A 16804-nucleotide genomic window follows, 5' to 3' on the forward strand; every position below is an offset into this window, starting at 1 on the left:
CACTTAAGGAATAATTTAATCAGTACAACTAGAAGGAAGGAAATTTATTATGTTTTTTATTAGGAAGAGTAAATTATAGGAGAAATTTTGATTTTAATAAAAAATTTAGAGGAAAAAGGGTGGGGTAAGATGTTTAACGAAAAAGAGCAATTAAAAGTTGATTTGAAAAGAATTAAAGATAATGAATACAACCTTAGAGAAGATGAAAAGGTTATAGATTATCTTGATTTAATGCTTAAGTATGTTGGTGACACTGATCCGGAGTTAAGGGATGTACTAATATATAATATCTTTGTTAATTGGATAGAAGAAAAAGAATATTTTAGTAATGAAGAGCTAACTAATCTACTAAATAGAATATTAAGTGAAGATTTTATTTTTTATAATATTGGATGTGAGAATGATGACTCAGTATTAAGAAGGAGTTTCTCAATACTTTTAGTAAATCCAATTTTGTGTGCGCATTTAGATAGAGATTTCCTAGATAAAGATATGATATTAAAGACAAAAGATTGTTTGATTAAATATTTTGATGAAGAAAAGGATTTACGTGGATATGATAGCAAAAAGGGGTGGCTGCATGCTTTAGCGCATGCAGCAGACGGAATGCACGTATTACTTAATTGTAAAGGGATTACTGAAGATATTTGTAAAGAAGTTATGTTTGCTATAGAAAATAGATTATGTGAAGGAAAAGAGTTTCTAAGTGCTGAAGAAGATGAAAGGTTAACCACTATAATTTATTATGATATTATAGGAGATAAGTTATTAACTGATGAGTATATTTGTAATTGGATTGAAGGTCTGAGTAAAGTGCTTGAAATTAAGGATAAGATTACTAGGTTTAAAGCTAGAACAAATGTGAAAAATATTATACGCAGCCTTTATTTTAGAATGCTGCATCTTGAAAATAATGAACAAATTTCAAAAGCCATAATTGAGTTAGAAAAGAAGGTAAACTTATATTTAGATTAAAACTTGGTAAAGGGCTTTGATTTAAAAGTTTATGTCAAAACCCCCTTTCTTTTTTTATAAGGGGGAGAGTATAAATTTTAGTATGCTTAATTGCAGGGTTAATTCCAGCTAGGAAAGCTGCTAAATTGAACCCAGTAGATTCCTTAAGATATGAATAAAGGCAGAATTTAAAAATCTAATTTAATGTTATTAGAGGGACAGTAGATATATTATTCTTATTATCCCTCTACGTACTTGAGATAAGGTATATATTTGTCATCAATTTTAATTAAGACTATATCTTTTCTACCTTCTAGTTCATATATTACAGTACCTATATTCAGTATAGTAGCATCCCAATCTTTAAAATTATTTTTCACTCCAGTATTATTAATCTTACCTAAAGCTATTCCTTCTTTAAGGGGTAGATCCTTTACCCATTCAATATCCATTGCATTTATATAAATAGTGCTATTCATAATAAAAAAGTCAGCATCAGGATTATCTTTTAAAAGAGATTGTGGTGAAACATTATTTGATGTGGTGGTTGAACAACCTGCTAATAGATAAAGTAACGTAAAAAATATAATAATTGCTTTGTTCCTTTTCATATGCATTCCTCCTTTACACAATAACTTGATTAGATTGCTATACTATTAAAAATTATTTAAATTATGCTTTTCTTACAAATTATACATGCGATTTGGTTAATAGGTGAAATAAAGGTGAATAGATGAAAGTTGCAGCCATATGAGTTATAACTTATACTTAAACTTTAATAAGCAATAACTCATATGGCTGACATTTTGTTATCTAATATTGTACTCTATCCATCTTAAATTTCCATTCCTCAAAAGGTTCAAGACTTTCTGTCCTGTCTACTTGTAGAACTTCCACTTGTAATTCTTTTGCAGTGCCTTTTATTACGTCGTAGATGTATTGGTCGTCGAAATCTATGTTTGCAGCATCTTCTCTAGTGCAGCCATAATATAGTTTTTTTATCTTTGCCCAGTGAATGGCTGCAAAGCACATAGGGCATGGTTCGCAGGAGGAATATATCTCACAGTCGGATAAATCAAATCTGCCAAGGGCTCTGGTGGCTTTTCTTATGGCATTAACCTCTGCATGAGCAGTGGGGTCATTGGTGCCGATAACTTCATTGTGGGCTCTGGCTATAATCTTACCATCTTTAACGATTACCGCTCCAAAAGGACCACCATCATTGTTTTTCATTCCTTGAAAAGCTTCTTCTACAGCAATTTTCATAAACTCATTCATTCTTTACACCGCCTCATTTAAAATTAGTAAATTGGCTTCAACCCTAAAGTCTATCTTTAATAGAGATATATACTAAGGAATCTAGGGTTTGCTTTTGTTATTTTAGATGACAGCTTTTGTTTACGTTAGGCTTAAGAAGTACTTCTCTTCACTGATTCACTACTATCTTTATTTATGAAGTTATAAATTTATTCTTTTGTAAAGAAGTTATAGGTTCAATTGTTTTAGTTATCCGATAGCTAACCGCTCATTATACCCCCATTTCTTCAAGTGGCAGTATAACCAGCGCTAAGCTCATGGGCAAGTTCTTCTAAGTTTCAGCTGGAGAAGGTATTCCTTTTAGGCAAGTCCATCTGAAGCTAAGAATCACTTGATGTATGTTAAGGTTTATTTTTAATATCTATGTAGTTATATATAGTGTATTTTGAAATTCCTAGAAAGTTAGCTACCTTATCTCCAGCCTTGGTAATTAAGAAAGCACCGGCGTCGTTAAGAAATTGAACCGCTTCTATCTTTTGCTCTTTGGTCATTAATGCCACAGGCTTGCCAATTCTTTTTACTGTTTCTTCTAGTAAGTCATCTAAAAGTTCATTTACGTTTTGAGGAATTTTATTTGCAGTTTCTATATTTTCATTGCTGCTAGTTAAGGACTCTATAGAATTTTTAGCTATGGTTAATTCTGTAATATCATAATTTATAGAAAAAATTCCTATAGGTTTATTTTCATCGTCTCTTATATATATGGTGCTAGATTTTAAAATTCTACCATCTTGGGTGGTGGTGAGATAATTTAACTTGTCCTCAATTACTTCAGAGTTATGTTTTAAAGCGTCCAATACCACTCGTGAGGGGCTAGTGCTTGTGGTTCTGTTGGTAACATTTCCATTTTCAATGTATACTATGGAATTATCTATGTTAGGGGATGTAAGGTCATGAATAACCACTTCGCAATTTCGTCCAAACTGTTCAGAAATACCCTTGGCCAATCTTTTTAAAAAGTCCAAATTAAAGTCAATATCCATTATAAGCCTCCATGAAATTTAAAAGTATAAAATAAATAAATTTACAAATATTTCTAGATTAAGTATATCAATGTTTACTTTTAAAATCAATATAATTTACAAAAATAATAATTACTTACAAAAACTTTTGAAAGACATGGATTAATAAAACATTTCATATAATATTTAAAAAACATCCTTAATTAAAAGATTATTCTGAATATTATATTGACTTTGATTGCCTAAAAATGTAATATTAAGAAACAAAAGGATTGGATAGGAGAATGTATTAGTATGAAATTAAGTAAAACTAAACATTTAATTGAGGTGGCTGCAGGAAGGAAAAAGGCAGATTTTTTAATAGAAAATTGTCGAGTTGTAAATGTTTTCTCGCAAGAAATTATTTATGGTAATCTTGCGATGAGTGAGGGAGTTTTTGTGGGAATGGGGGATTATGAAGGGGAACAGGTAATAGATGGTGAAGGAAAATATATAGTCCCTGGACTCATTGATTCCCATGTGCACATAGAATCCTCCATGGGTTCTCCTTATGAGTTTGCTAGAGCTGTAATACCTAGGGGTACCACTACGGTGATAGCAGACTGCCATGAAATAGCCAATGTAAAAGGGATTAATGGAATAAAGTACATGCTTCAAGCTAGCGAAAATCTTCCTTTAGATGTATATATTATGCTGCCATCCTGTGTTCCTGCCACTAGCTTTGAAAGTTCAGGTGCCATATTAGAAGCTGAGGATTTAGAAGAGCTTATGGAGCATCCAAGGGTACTAGGACTAGGAGAAATGATGGACTATATAGGGGTTGTTTTAGGTGAGGAAGGAGTTTTAGATAAACTTGAACTTACGGAGAAGTATCATAAGATAGTGGACGGACATGGTCCTATGTTAAAGGATAAAGAGCTTAATACCTATGCTGCAGCAGGGATCAAGACGGATCATGAGTGTAGCAGCCATAAAGAAGCTTTAGATAGACTTAGAAACGGTATGTATATAGCCATAAGGGAAGGATCTGCTGCAAAAAATTTGCTAGACTTACTTCCATCTGTGAATTCTTTTAATGAGAGAAGATTTACCTTTTGTACAGATGATAGGCACCCTAAGGATATATGGTATGAAGGGCATATAGATAATAACATTAGGATGGCTATAAAAAAGGGAGTAAACGCGGTTACTGCCATTAGAATGGCAACTTTAAATACCGCAGAGTGCTATGGGTTAAAAAACTTAGGAGCCATTGCCCCAGGATTTATAGCAGATTTTATAATGGTGGATAATTTAACAGATTTTAATGTGGTAAAGACCTTTAAAAAAGGTATGGAAATAAAGGCGGATTGGCATAAAAGCATCAATGAAGACAAAGAATTATTAGCCACTGTTTCAAACAGCGTTAATATAAAGCCTTTTACAGAAGAGGACTTGAAAGTAAAGCTATCCAGTGTTTATGCAAAAGTGATTAAAATCAAAAAACATAGCCTTATCACAGAAAAAGTTGAGAGGGCTGTAAAAATAGATGAAAAGGGATACTTTGTATATGATGACTCAGTAGATATATTACCTATTTATGTATTTGAAAGGCATAAAGGTATCGGTAATATAGGTAAAGGACTAATAGAAGGATATGGATTAAAAAATGGAGCCATTGCCTCAACCATAGCTCATGATTCTCACAATTTGATAGTTATAGGTAGCGATATCTTGAGTATCAAAAGTGCTGTAGAAAAAGTCATAGAAATTGGCGGAGGGCTGGTTATTGCTAAGGAGGGCAAAATAAGAGGATACCTGTGTTTAGATATTGCAGGAATAATGTCTAGCAAAGATTTGAAAACTGTATCTAAAGTGCAGGAAGAGCTAAATAACATAGCTATGGAGGAACTTAAAGTAAATGAAGGGGTTAATGCTTTTATGACCTTGGCTTTCATGGCACTACCGGTTATTCCAGAATTAAAACTTACAGACAAGGGACTATTTGATGTAGTGAGATTTCAGCACACTAGCTTATCAAGAAAAGGATAGCTCCTTTTAAATAATTAAAAATAACATAGAGGGAGGATTAAAATGTCAATTGGGAAAAGTATTAAAAGGGTGGATGCCTTTGATAAAGTTACTGGACGAGCATTGTATACTGATGATATGAAATTAAATAATGCCCTTATAGCTAAAATACTTCATAGCACCATAGCAAATGGCAGAGTGAAGGGTATAGACATAACAGAAGCTTTGAAACTTAAAGGTGTTGTGAAGATAGTAACTTGTTTTGACGTGCCTGACATAAAATTTCCTACAGCAGGGCATCCCTATTCATTAGACCCAGAGCATGGTGATGTTGCAGATAGGAAGCTTTTAAATGAAAGAGTTAGATATTATGGAGATGACATAGCAGCGGTGGTAGCAAAAGATAGCATAACAGCAGAAAAAGCCCTTAAACTTATAAAGGTGGAGTGTGAAGAGTATGAGCCGCTATTGTCTATAGGAGATGCTTTGAAAAAAACTTCAGTGCCTATCCATGAAGAATATCCTGATAATATTCTAGCCCATACCAGTTATGAAATTGGTAATTTTAATGAAGCAATAAAAGAAGAAGGACTTAAGGTGTTTGAAGGTGAATTTGAAATCTCTCCTGTTAAGCACTGTCACATTGAAAATCCTATTTCTTATGCATATGCTGAAGGTCAAAAAATTGTGGTGGTATCCTCAACTCAAATACCTCATATAGTAAGGAGGATAATTGGGCAAGCTCTTGGATTAGAATGGGGAAAAATTAGAGTGATAAAGCCTTATATCGGGGGAGGCTTTGGCAATAAGCAAGATGCCCTTTATGAGCCATTAACTGCATATTTATCTCAAATTGTAGGAGGAAGATGCGTTAAACTGGACCTTTCCAGGGAAGAGGATTTTGTAAACACAAGACTTCGTACAGCTATGAAAATTAAACTTAAAAGCTATGTAAGATCTAATGGACGCTTTGTGGCTAGAGAGTTAGAGCTGTATGGAAATAAAGGAGCCTATGCTTCTCATGGTCACAGTGTGGTGAGTAAAGCTGGCCATGCCATTAAACAAGTTTATAATGATGAGCTAGCAACTAAAGGGGATATTTATTCTGTGTTCACTAATTTACCACCTTCCGGGGCTATGAGAGGGTATGGTATACCACAAATCACCTTTGCCTTGGAATCCCATGTGGAGGATATAGCTAGAAAGCTTAACTTAGATTCTATAGAAATGAGAAAGTTAAATGCTATGCCTTTAGGCTTTGTGGACAATAAAATTCAGTGTTATAGTAATGGACTTTTTGAATGTATTGAAAAGGGAAAAGAATATATAGAGTGGGATAAAAAAATTAAAGAATATGCAAATCAAAGGGGGCCTATTAGAAAAGGGGTAGGCATGTCAATGTTTAGCTATGCCACAGGGGTTTATCCTATTTCTTTAGAAAGCGCAGCTTGCAGAATAGTTCTTAACCAAGATGGTTCTGTACAGGTGCAGATGGGAGCAACGGAGATAGGACAAGGCGCTGATACGGTATTTACACAAATGGTTGCAGAGATACTTGATATCTCTACGGAAAATGTACACATAATATCTGCACAGGATACGGATATCACTCCTTTTGATACAGGGGCTTATGCTTCGAGACAATCCTATGTATCCGGAATGGCAGCAAAGAAAGCAGCCCTAGAGATAAAGGAAAAAATACTGGATCATGGAAGCTTCATGATTAAAATCCCAAAGGATAATATGGACCTTAGAGATAATAGCATAGTAATTAAGGAAACAGGAGAAATACTGGTTTCTCTAAAAGAAGTTGCTTTGCATGCATTGTATAACACAGAAAAATCCGTGCATATCACTGCAGAAGCCACAAATCAATGCAAAACTAATAGCTTTGCCTTTGGAGTATGCTTTGTAGATATTGAAGTGGATATACCCCTTGGAAAGATTAAAGTTAATAAGGTTATAAATGTACATGACTGCGGTAAACTCCTTAATCCTGAGCTAGCAGAAGCGCAAGTTCACGGTGGTATGAGCATGGGTTTGGGTTTTGGTTTAAGCGAGCAGATATTATTTAATGAAAAAACAGGAAAAATGTACAACGATAATTTACTAGACTATAAACTACCTACCATTATGGATACTCCTCCTTTAGAAGCACAGTTTGTAGAAACCTATGATATAACAGGACCTTTCGGTAATAAAGCCTTAGGAGAACCACCGGCTATACCTGTGGCACCAGCTATTAGAAATGCGGTGCTTCATGCTACAGGAGTGGGATTTAACATGTCTCCATTAACTCCTCAAAGGCTGGTGGAAAAATTTAAGGAATACAATTTGATATAAAAGGGGGGATAAGCATGTATGATATAGGAAAAATATATCAAGCAGTTTCTGTAGAGGATGCTATAAATCATCTTGTAGAGGATCCTAAAGCTATAATCATCGCAGGAGGAAGCGATGTGCTTATAAATATTCGAAACGGAAAGCTTGCAGGATGTTCTTTGGTGAGCATTTATGGATTAGAGGAGCTTAATGGAATAAGTATGGAAGAGGATGGCGGTATAAAAATAGGAGCCATTACCAGCTTTTCTCATATAGCAGAAAACCCTATTATTAAGAAATACATTTCTGTTTTAGGGGAAGCGGTGGATGAAATAGGTGGGCCACAATTAAGAAATATAGGCACCATAGGGGGGAATATCTCCAATGGTGTTACTAGCGCAGACAGTGCATCTACCTTATTTGCTTTAAATGCTAAATTAGAAATTAAAGGACCGCAGGGGGAAAGAGTTATACCTATTTCAGAGTATTACCTAGGTCCAGGAAAGGTAGATTTAAAAACTGGAGAAGTGCTCACAGCCATATATATCACCAAAGAAAACTATGAGAATTATAAAGGCCATTATATTAAATATGCCATGCGTAATGCTATGGACATAGCCACTTTAGGATGCAGTGTAGTATGTAAGCTCAATGAGGGAAAGGATATTGTTTCTGATGTACGTCTTGCCTTTGGAGTAGCAGCTCCAATTCCTATGAGGTGCGAAAAAGCAGAGAATGCCATCAAAGGCATGAAAATTTCTGAGGAAATGTTCAATATCTTCGGAGAGACAGCCATAACAGAGGTTAATCCTCGATCTTCTTGGAGAGCATCTAAGGATTTTCGCCTTCAGTTAGTTAAGGAATTGAGTAAGAGAGCTTTAAAGGAAGCCATAATAAAGTGTGGAGGTGTGGTAAATGGCTAATGTGATTTTAAGCTGTAGGGTAAATGGAGAAGAACAAGAAATAATCATAGATGATAGAGAATCCTTGGCGGATGTTTTAAGAAATCATCTCCATCTTACCAGTGTTAAAAAGGGCTGTGAGGTAGGGGAGTGCGGTGCCTGTACTGTGCTAATTGATAACGAGACCTTCGATTCCTGTATTTATCTCGCAATCTGGGCACATGGGAAGGATATCCGTACCCTGGAAGGATTAATGGATAAAGAAGGCAATATATCCGATATTCAACAGGCTTTTATAGACGAAGGAGCAGTTCAGTGCGGTTTTTGTACCTGCGGCTTTGTAATGTCTGCAGTACCCATAGTGGAAGATGATAAAGAATATACTGAATTAGAAATGAGAAAAAAGCTTTCAGGAAATCTCTGCCGCTGTACCGGATATGAAAATATATTAAGAGCAGTAAAGAAGGTAAAGGAAAAGGATAAAATTATAGATAAGTAAGAGGTAAGAGCTAAGAAGTAAGAGTTGTGGTGAAAATTCAGCTTTGCTGAATTTCTTCATTAACTCTTACTTTTTACCTATTAGAGAAAGTCTGGAGCAATTGAATTATTCTGCGTACAGTTTTGAAATACTCGCAGACAAATTCGTAATATTATAAATTGTTGACATATAGATGTCAACAATTTATTGTATACTGTATATAAACCTACTGTATATAAACACAAGAATTCAAAAAGGAGTGAGATAATGGAACAACGTAAGTTAGTACTGTTTATTGCTTCAACTTTAGATGGGTATATTGCAACAAAAGATCATAACTTGGATTGGCTCTTTAATGTTGAGGGTGAAGGTGATAACGGAATATCAGAATTTTATAATACCATCGATACCATCATAATGGGGAGAACCACTTATGATTGGCTTATGGCACATGAAGAGGTTTTTCCATACAAAGATAAGGAATGCTATATTTTTTCTAGAACACCAAAAGAAGGTACCGAATATGTATCCTTCGTCAATAAAGATGTCGTTTCATTCTCCAAGGAACTAAAAAGCAAAAGCGGAAAAAATATTTGGCTTATGGGTGGCAGTGAATTAATTTCCAATTTTATCACAGAAAAATTAGTTGATGAAGTTATAGTTACTATTGCGCCGGTTTTGTTGGGCAGTGGTATTCCCTTATTCAGGCAAAATAATTTTCAAACACTTTTAAGATTGAATAGCATAAATCGATTCAATCAATTTGTGGAACTTCGTTACGAAGTTATAAAATAATCTATATTTGTAAGCTGCCAAAGGGTATAATAAAAAACTGTTGTAGCGGCGGCTGGATAAGTGTGTGCACACAAACAGAATACAGTAACTAAAGAACCAACACATACCGAAGGGTATGCATGGTGGTGTGGGGGTGGGTAGATAAAATAATTATCTACCCACCCCCCATTAGTATTTATATTAAGACACCCTGGTTATTCTATTTCTCTCTGGCATTATCCTCAGGAACTATTATATTTAATATAAAGGCCACAAGGAAGGATAGTACTATGGGAGATTTGCCTATTATATTCTGAATATCTGTGGGGAAAAACTGCAGTGAAGCTGAAACAGTGCTTACTCCCACACCTAGAGCTAAAGAAATACCTACTATCATCTTATTACGATAGTTTAAAGGCTGTTCTGAAATAAGCTGTATTCCGGACATGGTTATAGCAGCAAAAACTGTTATTGTGGCCCCGCCCAAAACAGGATAGGGGATTGTGGTCATTAAGGCACCAAATTTAGGACAAAGACCTGCTACAAGCATTATTACACCTACAATAAGGAATACCTTCTTAGCTACTACCTTTGTTGTAACTATAAGACCGACATTTTGACTATAAGGATCTGTGGGAAGTCCACCTATGCAGGCGCCTAGCATACCACATATACCTTGACCTTTGATAGCTCCCCCGATTTCTTTATCAGTGGCTTCACGATTAAAGGCACCAATTGCCGTTGAGGAAACATCGCCGATGGTTTGAACCGCTTGTACAATGTACATTAATATCATGGCAATGATAGCTGATGGATGGAATTCAAGACCCCATTTGAAGAGCCGTGGAAGAGATACCCAGGAGGAACTCTTCACCGCTTGGAAGTTTATCATGCCTCCCATAAATAAAGCTATAATATACCCTAATCCGATACCTATAAGCATTCCGGATACCTTTATATATCCCTTACCAAAAAAGCAGCAGGCAAGAGTAACAGCCAGTACTATAAGGGTTATAATCCAGTATTTGGGAGAACCGAAATCCTTCATGGCTGCATTACCCCCAGCCATATAATTTATAGCGGTGCTGTATAAGGAAAGACCAATGCTTAGAACCACTGTACCGCTGACTATAGGAGGAAAGTATTTTCTTATTTTACCCATGAGCATCCCTAAAAAGATAGAAGCAAAGGCAGCCACCAGCTGAGCTCCGAAGATTGCTTTGATGCCGTAGGCTACTCCTATAGCTGATAGTATTGGCATATAAGCAAAGGCAACGCCCATAACATTAGGCAGTCCCATTCCGAAACCAAAGATAGGGAAGATTTGAATTAAGGTAGTTATTCCTCCGATAATCATAGCTGCCTGCATCAGAAGTATTTTATCACTTTCTGGCAGACCAAGAAGCTGAGCTACCAGTATAGGAGGAGTTATATTTCCCACCAGCATAGCAAGAACATGCTGCATGGATTGAGGTAAGGCAAGAGCAAGGCTAGGCTTGCCCGAGAGATTAAATAAAGAGTCTTCATTAGCAATGATTTCTTGAGCCTTAGAATTTAACATTACATTGCACCCCCATAAATTATTTATCCTATAGCCAATCGTTCCTAATACCCGCACTTCTTCAAGTGCTGTGATAATGAGAGCTAAGTTCTTCTTAGCTTCAGGTAGAGTAAGTATTCCTTTTAAGCAAACTCCACCTAAAGTTAGGAATCACTTGATACTGAACCTTCACTTATAATAAGTGCTTTATCCCATCATTCAAATTTTCTCTTAGAAGCTCTTTCTTCTAATGTCTTTAAGGTTCCCTGGGGATTTTGGCACTTACTTAAAAATATCATGGCAGCTATTATATAAGGTTTATAACTGGCTTCTTTATATAGTTCCTTGCGATATCTATCAAATACAGAATCATCTACTTCTCCTACCTCACAGCTAACTCCGGTGATATCTGCAGGTAAGCAGTGTAAATATAGGGCATTGCCATTTTTGGTGGTTTTCATAAGCTCTTCAGTGCATTGCCAATGCTTATGTTCAGCATTGTGGGCAAGAAGTTCTTTTTCTAGTGCATTTATACCGGCTTGATCTCCTTTTGCATATAAATCTGTGCGTTTTTCCATAGCAACATAAGGAGCCCAGCTCTTAGGATAAACTATATCAGCATCTTTGAAAGCTTCTTCCATGGAGTTGGTTTTTGTAAAGGAACCCCCAGATTCAGCAGCATTTTTAATTGCTATTTCTTCAACTTCACTCATAACTTCGTATCCCTCTGGGTGGGCAAGCACCACATCCATGCCAAAACGGGTTAAAAGTCCAATTATTCCTTGAGGTACTGAAAGGGGTTTGCCATAAGAGGGAGAGTATGCCCAAGACATGGCTATTTTTTTGCCTTTTAAGTTCTCTATTCCGCCAAATTCATTAATAAGATGGAGAGCATCCGCCATACATTGAGTGGGATGATCTATATCGCATTGAAGGTTTACCAAGGTTGGTCTTTGTTCTAAGGTGCCTTCTTCATGGCCTTTTTGTACAGCTTCAGATACCTCCCTCATATAAGTATTGCCTTTTCCAATATACATATCATCCCTGATGCCTATAACATCAGCCATAAAGGATATCATATTGGCGGTTTCCCTTACGGTTTCTCCATGGGAAATTTGAGATTTTCCTTCATCTAGATCCTGAACTTCAAGTCCTAAAAGATTGCAAGCTGAGGCAAAGCTGAATCTTGTGCGGGTAGAGTTGTCGCGGAATAGTGAAACTCCCAGTCCACTGTGAAATATCTTAGAGGAGATATTGTTTTTTCTTAGCTCTTGCAGAGCTTCTGCCACAGTAAAAACTGCTTCCAATTCCTCCTGTGATTTTTCCCAGGTAAGAAGGAAATCATTATTATGCATATTTTTAAAATCTAACTCATTAAGTTTTTGGATGTATTTATCCATCAAAGCCATTTTTAAAAACCCCTTTATATTTAATATTCTTTGTTTTTACAATAAACTGTTGGGAGAGCAGCATATACAGCAGCACATTTAACTAAGTCAGCCTTCCAAGTCTTTTCATTAGGAGCATGAGCTTCCTCTTCTTTGCCCGGACCAAAACCTATGCAAGGAATATTATATCTTCCCATGATAGAAACTCCGTTAGTAGAAAAAGTCCACTTGTCTACTAATGGTGTATCATACATACCTTTATATGCTTCCACCATAGCTTTAGTGGCAGGAGCATCTTCTGGAATTACCCAGGTTGGGAAATAACAATCTGTAGGGTAAAGAAGGTTTGTCCAACTTGGTCTTTCATATTTATACATAGTTACTTCAGCTTTATACTTTTTTACAAAAGGAAGAGAGCGAACTTCTTCAAGAGCCATTTCAAAAGTTTCTCCATCTGTTAAGCGTCTATCTAAGGAGATAGCACACATATCTGCCACTGCACAGCGAGAAGGAGAGTTAAAGAATATTTCAGAAACGGTAATAGTACCTTTACCTAGGAAGGGGTCATAATGTAAATTGTCATTAAGAACTCGTATTTCTTGTAAAATATCAGCCATTTTATATATGGCGTTATCTCCTCTTTCAGGTGCAGAGCCATGACAGGATATACCTTTAACTTCTACTCTTATTTCCATGCGGCCACGCTGACCTCTATATATGTTTCCATTGGTAGGTTCTGTTATAACCACAAATTCAGGTTTTATTTTATCTTCCTTGTGTATATACTGCCAGCACAACCCATCACAGTCCTCTTCTTGAACGGTGCCTGTTACTAAAACCGTATATTTATCAGATAGTAGGTGCATATCTTTCATTATCTTTGCACCGTAAACCGCTGAAACTATGCCGCCTAGTTGATCAGAGGCACCTCTGCCTCCAATTTCCTCTTCAGTTTCATAACCCTCATAGGGGTCAAAGTTCCAGTTCGATAATTCACCTAGTCCTACAGTATCTATATGGGCATCATAGGCTATTAAGGTTTCCCCATCTCCCATATATCCTAAAATATTTCCCATCCTATCTATTTCTACCTTGTTAAAGCCTAAGTCTTCCATCTCGGCAGCTATTCTTTTAATAACCTTTTCTTCTCCACAGCTCTCACCAGGGATGGCTATTAAGTCTCTTAGAAATTTTGTCATTGCAGATTCATAGCTTTGTGCTTTTGCCTTAATACCATTAAAGTCCATAATACATTCCTCCTTAAAATATAAGATTAACTAATAATTTTTTACAAAATTAAAAGGATGGACATTTACCATTCCAAACTATGTCACGGTAGAAATCCGGGTCGGTATTTCCTTCAGTGGAAAACAATAGAACCTTGGAGTTTTCATCAAGTTTTAGTTCTTCCTTTAAATCTTTCAAATCTTTATTTTTCATTATTTCAAAGAGTATACCCATGGTTACAGCACCGGATTCACCAGAGGTAACTGTTGAATCTCCCTTAAGAGGTGCAGCAAGTAATCTCATACCTTTAGCAGAAATATAGTCTGGACAGGAAATAAAGCATGAGCTGTGATTTTTTAATATATCCCAAGATATGGTGTTAGGCTCTCCACAGGCTAGTCCAGCCATAATGGTGGGCATATCACCAGTAACTATCCTTATTTCACCATCTTTGGCCTCAGCAGACCTGAAGATACAATCGGAACCATTTGGTTCTACTACCACTACAGTGGGGGGATTTTCCTTATAAACATTGGCAAAATAACCTTGAACAGCTCCAGCCAGAGAACCTACCCCTGCTTGTATGAAAATATGGGTAGGAGCTTTGCAGTTATCAGCATGTAACTGCTCATTTGCTTCCATGGCCATGGTGCCATAGCCTTGCATGATCCAGGAAGGAATATATTCATACCCTTCCCAGGCGGTATCTTGAATCACCACTGAATTAGGAACCTTTGATGAAGAAACTACTGCTAGGCGGACGCACTCATCATAATTTAAATCCTCAATAGTAGCCTCAGCCCCTTCCTTTCTAATATTTTCTAATCTAGTCTGGGATGAACCTTTGGGCATGAACACTACAGATTTCTGATTTAGTTTATTGGCAGCCCAGGCTACCCCTCTTCCGTGATTACCATCAGTAGCTGTAAAAAAAGTTGTTTGTCCAAATTCTTCAAGAAGTTTCTTGGAGGTAAGGACATCATAAGGAAGTTCGCTGATATCTTTTCCTAGCTGCTTAGCGATGTAGCAGCCTATAGCAAAGGAGCCTCCTAATACCTTAAAGGCATTTAGTCCAAACCTAAAGGATTCATCTTTTACATACAAACTTTTTAGTCCCAAGAATTTAGCCATATTATCTAAGTTAGTTAAAGGGGTTTCGGTATATTGAGGAAAGCTTTTGTGAAAGGAAGCGGCTTTAGAAATATTTTTTGGAGCCATAATCTTTAAAGTATCATTACTGGTTTTGGGGAGATTATTGAATACCCACTTAATTTCCATAATAATAAACCTCCTAAATAGTAATTACTATATATTAAGAATAAAGTTAATTAAATTAAAAAATAGAAAATACTTACAAAATTAGTATATCAATATATATTTTTTAAATCAATAAGAAATTAAAAAGTTTTTGTAAATATACAAATATTTTGTTTTTAAAAATTGACTATATTAGGAAAATAATGTTAAAATAAAATTGTAATAACATATAATGGAATTAATCTATTATTTTACTTTTGATTCATTTAATTACCAAATTATCAATATTTTATTAGGAGGGGTGTTATGATATTAATAGGCAATGGCAAATTAGTAACTAGAGATGATAAAAATACCTTTATAGAAGATGGATGTGTATGCATTGAAGAGAATAGTGTAGTTGATTTAGGAACCACAGAAGAAATGAAAAATAGGTACACAGCTGCACAATTAATTGATGCAAAAAAGGGTTTAATTATGCCAGGAATGATTAATACTCATCATCACATATATAGTGCCTTTGCTAGGGGGCTTGCTATTAATGGATATAATCCTAAAAACTTTGGAGATATCCTTGAAGGAATGTGGTGGAAGCTAGATAGACTATTATCTTTAGAAGATACAAAGTATAGCGCTTATGCCACTTATATAGATTGTATAAGAAATGGGGTTACCACGGTTTTTGATCATCATGCTAGCTATGGCAGCATTGAAGGTAGTTTGTTTCAAATATCTGAAGCAGCTAAGGAACTAGGTATTCGTACATCTTTATGCTATGAAGTCTCTGATAGGGATGGAGAAGATAAAATGAGACAAGCCGTTAAAGAAAATGTGGAATTTATGAAGGCTGCTAAAAATGACCTTTCAAATATGCAAAAAGGGATGATGGGACTTCATGCTTCCTTCACCTTAAGTGATAAAACCCTAGAATACTGTGCAGAAAATATGCCTTATGATGGTGGATATCATGTGCATGCCGCAGAAGGGCTGGAGGATGTACTAAGTTGTTTGGATAAGCATAACAAGAGAGTAATAAATAGGTTATTTGATTTTAATATATTAGGAGACAAAACCATAGCGGTGCATTGCAATCATGTTAGTAATGGAGAGATGGATTTATTAAAAGCTACTGACACCATAGTAGTGCATAATCCAGAATCCAATATGGGCAATGCGGTAGGCTGCACACCTATATTAGAAATGGTTAAAAAGGAAATAACCTTAGGTTTAGGAACCGATGGATATACCAGTGACATGTTGGAATCCATGAAGGTTGCCAATGTGTTGCATAAGCATCATAATTGCAATCCTACGGTAGCCTGGGGGGAAGTACCATTGATGCTCTTTGAGAATAATAGAAAAATAGCTAATAGATTTTTTGAAAAACCTATAGGAGTTATAGAAAAAGGTGCCTTAGCGGACATTATAGTAGTGGAATATGATCCTTTAACCCCTTTAAATGGAGATAATGTAAATTCTCATATTTTATTTGGAGTAAGCGGAAGGTGTGTTACTACCACCATGATAAACGGTAAAGTGCTTATGAAAGATAGAGAGATACTAGCTGTGGACACAGAAAAAATCATGGCAGAATCTAGGCAGCTTTCAAAAAAATTATGGCAGAGAGTAAATTCATAAGAGGGATTTGTTGACGTATATAATTGGTAGAGAGC

At 35.8% G+C, this 16804-nt stretch carries 14 protein-coding genes; 7 read left to right on the plus strand and 7 right to left on the minus strand.

The annotated features are described in order from the left end of the window. The first annotated feature begins 129 nt into the window (after positions 1-129). Complete coding sequence (locus tag BUA82_RS01885) at positions 130-975, plus strand: DUF2785 domain-containing protein (RefSeq protein WP_073005093.1); 846 nt, start codon at positions 130-132, stop codon at positions 973-975. 218 nt (positions 976-1193) lie between these two features. Here BUA82_RS01885 and BUA82_RS01890 read toward each other — a convergent pair whose 3' ends face one another. From BUA82_RS01890 to BUA82_RS01900, 3 genes are all read right to left on the minus strand, one after another. Beyond that, a complete protein-coding gene (locus BUA82_RS01890) occupies positions 1194-1565 on the minus strand; it encodes a hypothetical protein (protein WP_073004111.1) in 372 nt (123 codons plus the stop codon). A 202-nt stretch (positions 1566-1767) separates the two neighbouring features. After that, positions 1768-2232, minus strand: coding sequence for a nucleoside deaminase (locus BUA82_RS01895; RefSeq protein ID WP_073004113.1), 465 nt, complete (start codon positions 2230-2232; stop codon positions 1768-1770). Positions 2233-2612: 380 nt separating this feature from the next. After that, on the minus strand, positions 2613-3254 hold the full coding sequence (locus tag BUA82_RS01900; protein ID WP_073004115.1) for a helix-turn-helix transcriptional regulator: 642 nt from the start codon (positions 3252-3254) through the stop codon (positions 2613-2615). Positions 3255-3527: 273 nt separating this feature from the next. On the opposite strand from BUA82_RS01900, the gene ade reads away from it, so the two are divergent. The 5 genes from ade to BUA82_RS01925 all read left to right on the plus strand — a co-directional run bounded on the left by ade (position 3528) and on the right by BUA82_RS01925 (position 9740). Further along, on the plus strand, positions 3528-5264 hold the full coding sequence (gene ade, locus BUA82_RS01905; RefSeq protein ID WP_073004118.1) for an adenine deaminase: 1737 nt from the start codon (positions 3528-3530) through the stop codon (positions 5262-5264). Positions 5265-5306: 42 nt separating this feature from the next. Then, the gene (gene xdhA, locus BUA82_RS01910; RefSeq protein WP_073004120.1) at positions 5307-7586 is read left to right on the plus strand and encodes a xanthine dehydrogenase subunit XdhA; all 2280 of its coding nucleotides are present in this window, start codon (positions 5307-5309) and stop codon (positions 7584-7586) included. Between the two features lie 14 nt (positions 7587-7600). Further along, positions 7601-8488 carry a xanthine dehydrogenase subunit XdhB gene (xdhB, locus tag BUA82_RS01915; RefSeq protein WP_073004123.1) on the plus strand — a complete coding sequence of 296 codons (888 nt, stop codon included), beginning with the start codon at positions 7601-7603 and terminating at the stop codon, positions 8486-8488. After that, complete coding sequence (gene xdhC / locus BUA82_RS01920; RefSeq protein ID WP_073004125.1) at positions 8481-8966, plus strand: xanthine dehydrogenase subunit XdhC; 486 nt, start codon at positions 8481-8483, stop codon at positions 8964-8966. Before xdhB ends, xdhC begins: the two co-directional genes overlap by 8 nt. A 246-nt stretch (positions 8967-9212) precedes the next feature. Then, the gene (locus BUA82_RS01925) at positions 9213-9740 is read left to right on the plus strand and encodes a dihydrofolate reductase family protein (RefSeq protein WP_073004127.1); all 528 of its coding nucleotides are present in this window, start codon (positions 9213-9215) and stop codon (positions 9738-9740) included. Between the two features lie 199 nt (positions 9741-9939). On the opposite strand, the gene BUA82_RS01930 is transcribed toward BUA82_RS01925, so the two are convergent. From BUA82_RS01930 to dpaL, 4 genes are all read right to left on the minus strand, one after another. Further along, entirely contained in the window at positions 9940-11280 is a 1341-nt protein-coding gene (locus tag BUA82_RS01930) for a uracil-xanthine permease family protein (protein ID WP_073004130.1), read from the minus strand. Between the two features lie 194 nt (positions 11281-11474). Beyond that, complete coding sequence (gene ygeW / locus BUA82_RS01935) at positions 11475-12668, minus strand: knotted carbamoyltransferase YgeW (protein WP_073004132.1); 1194 nt, start codon at positions 12666-12668, stop codon at positions 11475-11477. 20 nt (positions 12669-12688) lie between these two features. Continuing rightward, positions 12689-13894, minus strand: coding sequence for a YgeY family selenium metabolism-linked hydrolase (locus BUA82_RS01940; RefSeq protein ID WP_073004135.1), 1206 nt, complete (start codon positions 13892-13894; stop codon positions 12689-12691). Between the two features lie 49 nt (positions 13895-13943). Then, positions 13944-15152, minus strand: a complete 1209-nt coding sequence (dpaL, locus tag BUA82_RS01945; protein WP_073004137.1) for a diaminopropionate ammonia-lyase — start codon at positions 15150-15152, stop codon at positions 13944-13946. Positions 15153-15437: 285 nt separating this feature from the next. On the opposite strand from dpaL, the gene ssnA reads away from it, so the two are divergent. Continuing rightward, positions 15438-16769, plus strand: coding sequence for a putative aminohydrolase SsnA (gene ssnA, locus BUA82_RS01950; RefSeq protein WP_073004139.1), 1332 nt, complete (start codon positions 15438-15440; stop codon positions 16767-16769). Positions 16770-16804: the final 35 nt, after the last annotated feature.

Origin of the sequence: Clostridium amylolyticum (assembly GCF_900142075.1) — a bacterium.
Classification (GTDB): domain Bacteria; phylum Bacillota; class Clostridia; order Clostridiales; family Clostridiaceae; genus Clostridium_AA; species Clostridium_AA amylolyticum.

Excerpts from the sequence above, each read along its gene's own strand:
- BUA82_RS01885 (WP_073005093.1), top strand. The coding sequence starts at position 130 with ATGTTTAACGAAAAAGAGCAATTAAAAGTTGATTTGAAAAGAATTAAA.
- BUA82_RS01890 (WP_073004111.1), bottom strand. The coding sequence starts at position 1,565 with ATGAAAAGGAACAAAGCAATTATTATATTTTTTACGTTACTTTATCTA.
- BUA82_RS01895 (WP_073004113.1), bottom strand. The coding sequence starts at position 2,232 with ATGAATGAGTTTATGAAAATTGCTGTAGAAGAAGCTTTTCAAGGAATG.
- BUA82_RS01900 (WP_073004115.1), bottom strand. The coding sequence starts at position 3,254 with ATGGATATTGACTTTAATTTGGACTTTTTAAAAAGATTGGCCAAGGGT.
- ade (WP_073004118.1), top strand. The coding sequence starts at position 3,528 with ATGAAATTAAGTAAAACTAAACATTTAATTGAGGTGGCTGCAGGAAGG.
- xdhA (WP_073004120.1), top strand. The coding sequence starts at position 5,307 with ATGTCAATTGGGAAAAGTATTAAAAGGGTGGATGCCTTTGATAAAGTT.
- xdhB (WP_073004123.1), top strand. The coding sequence starts at position 7,601 with ATGTATGATATAGGAAAAATATATCAAGCAGTTTCTGTAGAGGATGCT.
- xdhC (WP_073004125.1), top strand. The coding sequence starts at position 8,481 with ATGGCTAATGTGATTTTAAGCTGTAGGGTAAATGGAGAAGAACAAGAA.
- BUA82_RS01925 (WP_073004127.1), top strand. The coding sequence starts at position 9,213 with ATGGAACAACGTAAGTTAGTACTGTTTATTGCTTCAACTTTAGATGGG.
- BUA82_RS01930 (WP_073004130.1), bottom strand. The coding sequence starts at position 11,280 with ATGTTAAATTCTAAGGCTCAAGAAATCATTGCTAATGAAGACTCTTTA.
- ygeW (WP_073004132.1), bottom strand. The coding sequence starts at position 12,668 with ATGGCTTTGATGGATAAATACATCCAAAAACTTAATGAGTTAGATTTT.
- BUA82_RS01940 (WP_073004135.1), bottom strand. The coding sequence starts at position 13,894 with ATGGACTTTAATGGTATTAAGGCAAAAGCACAAAGCTATGAATCTGCA.
- dpaL (WP_073004137.1), bottom strand. The coding sequence starts at position 15,152 with ATGGAAATTAAGTGGGTATTCAATAATCTCCCCAAAACCAGTAATGAT.
- ssnA (WP_073004139.1), top strand. The coding sequence starts at position 15,438 with ATGATATTAATAGGCAATGGCAAATTAGTAACTAGAGATGATAAAAAT.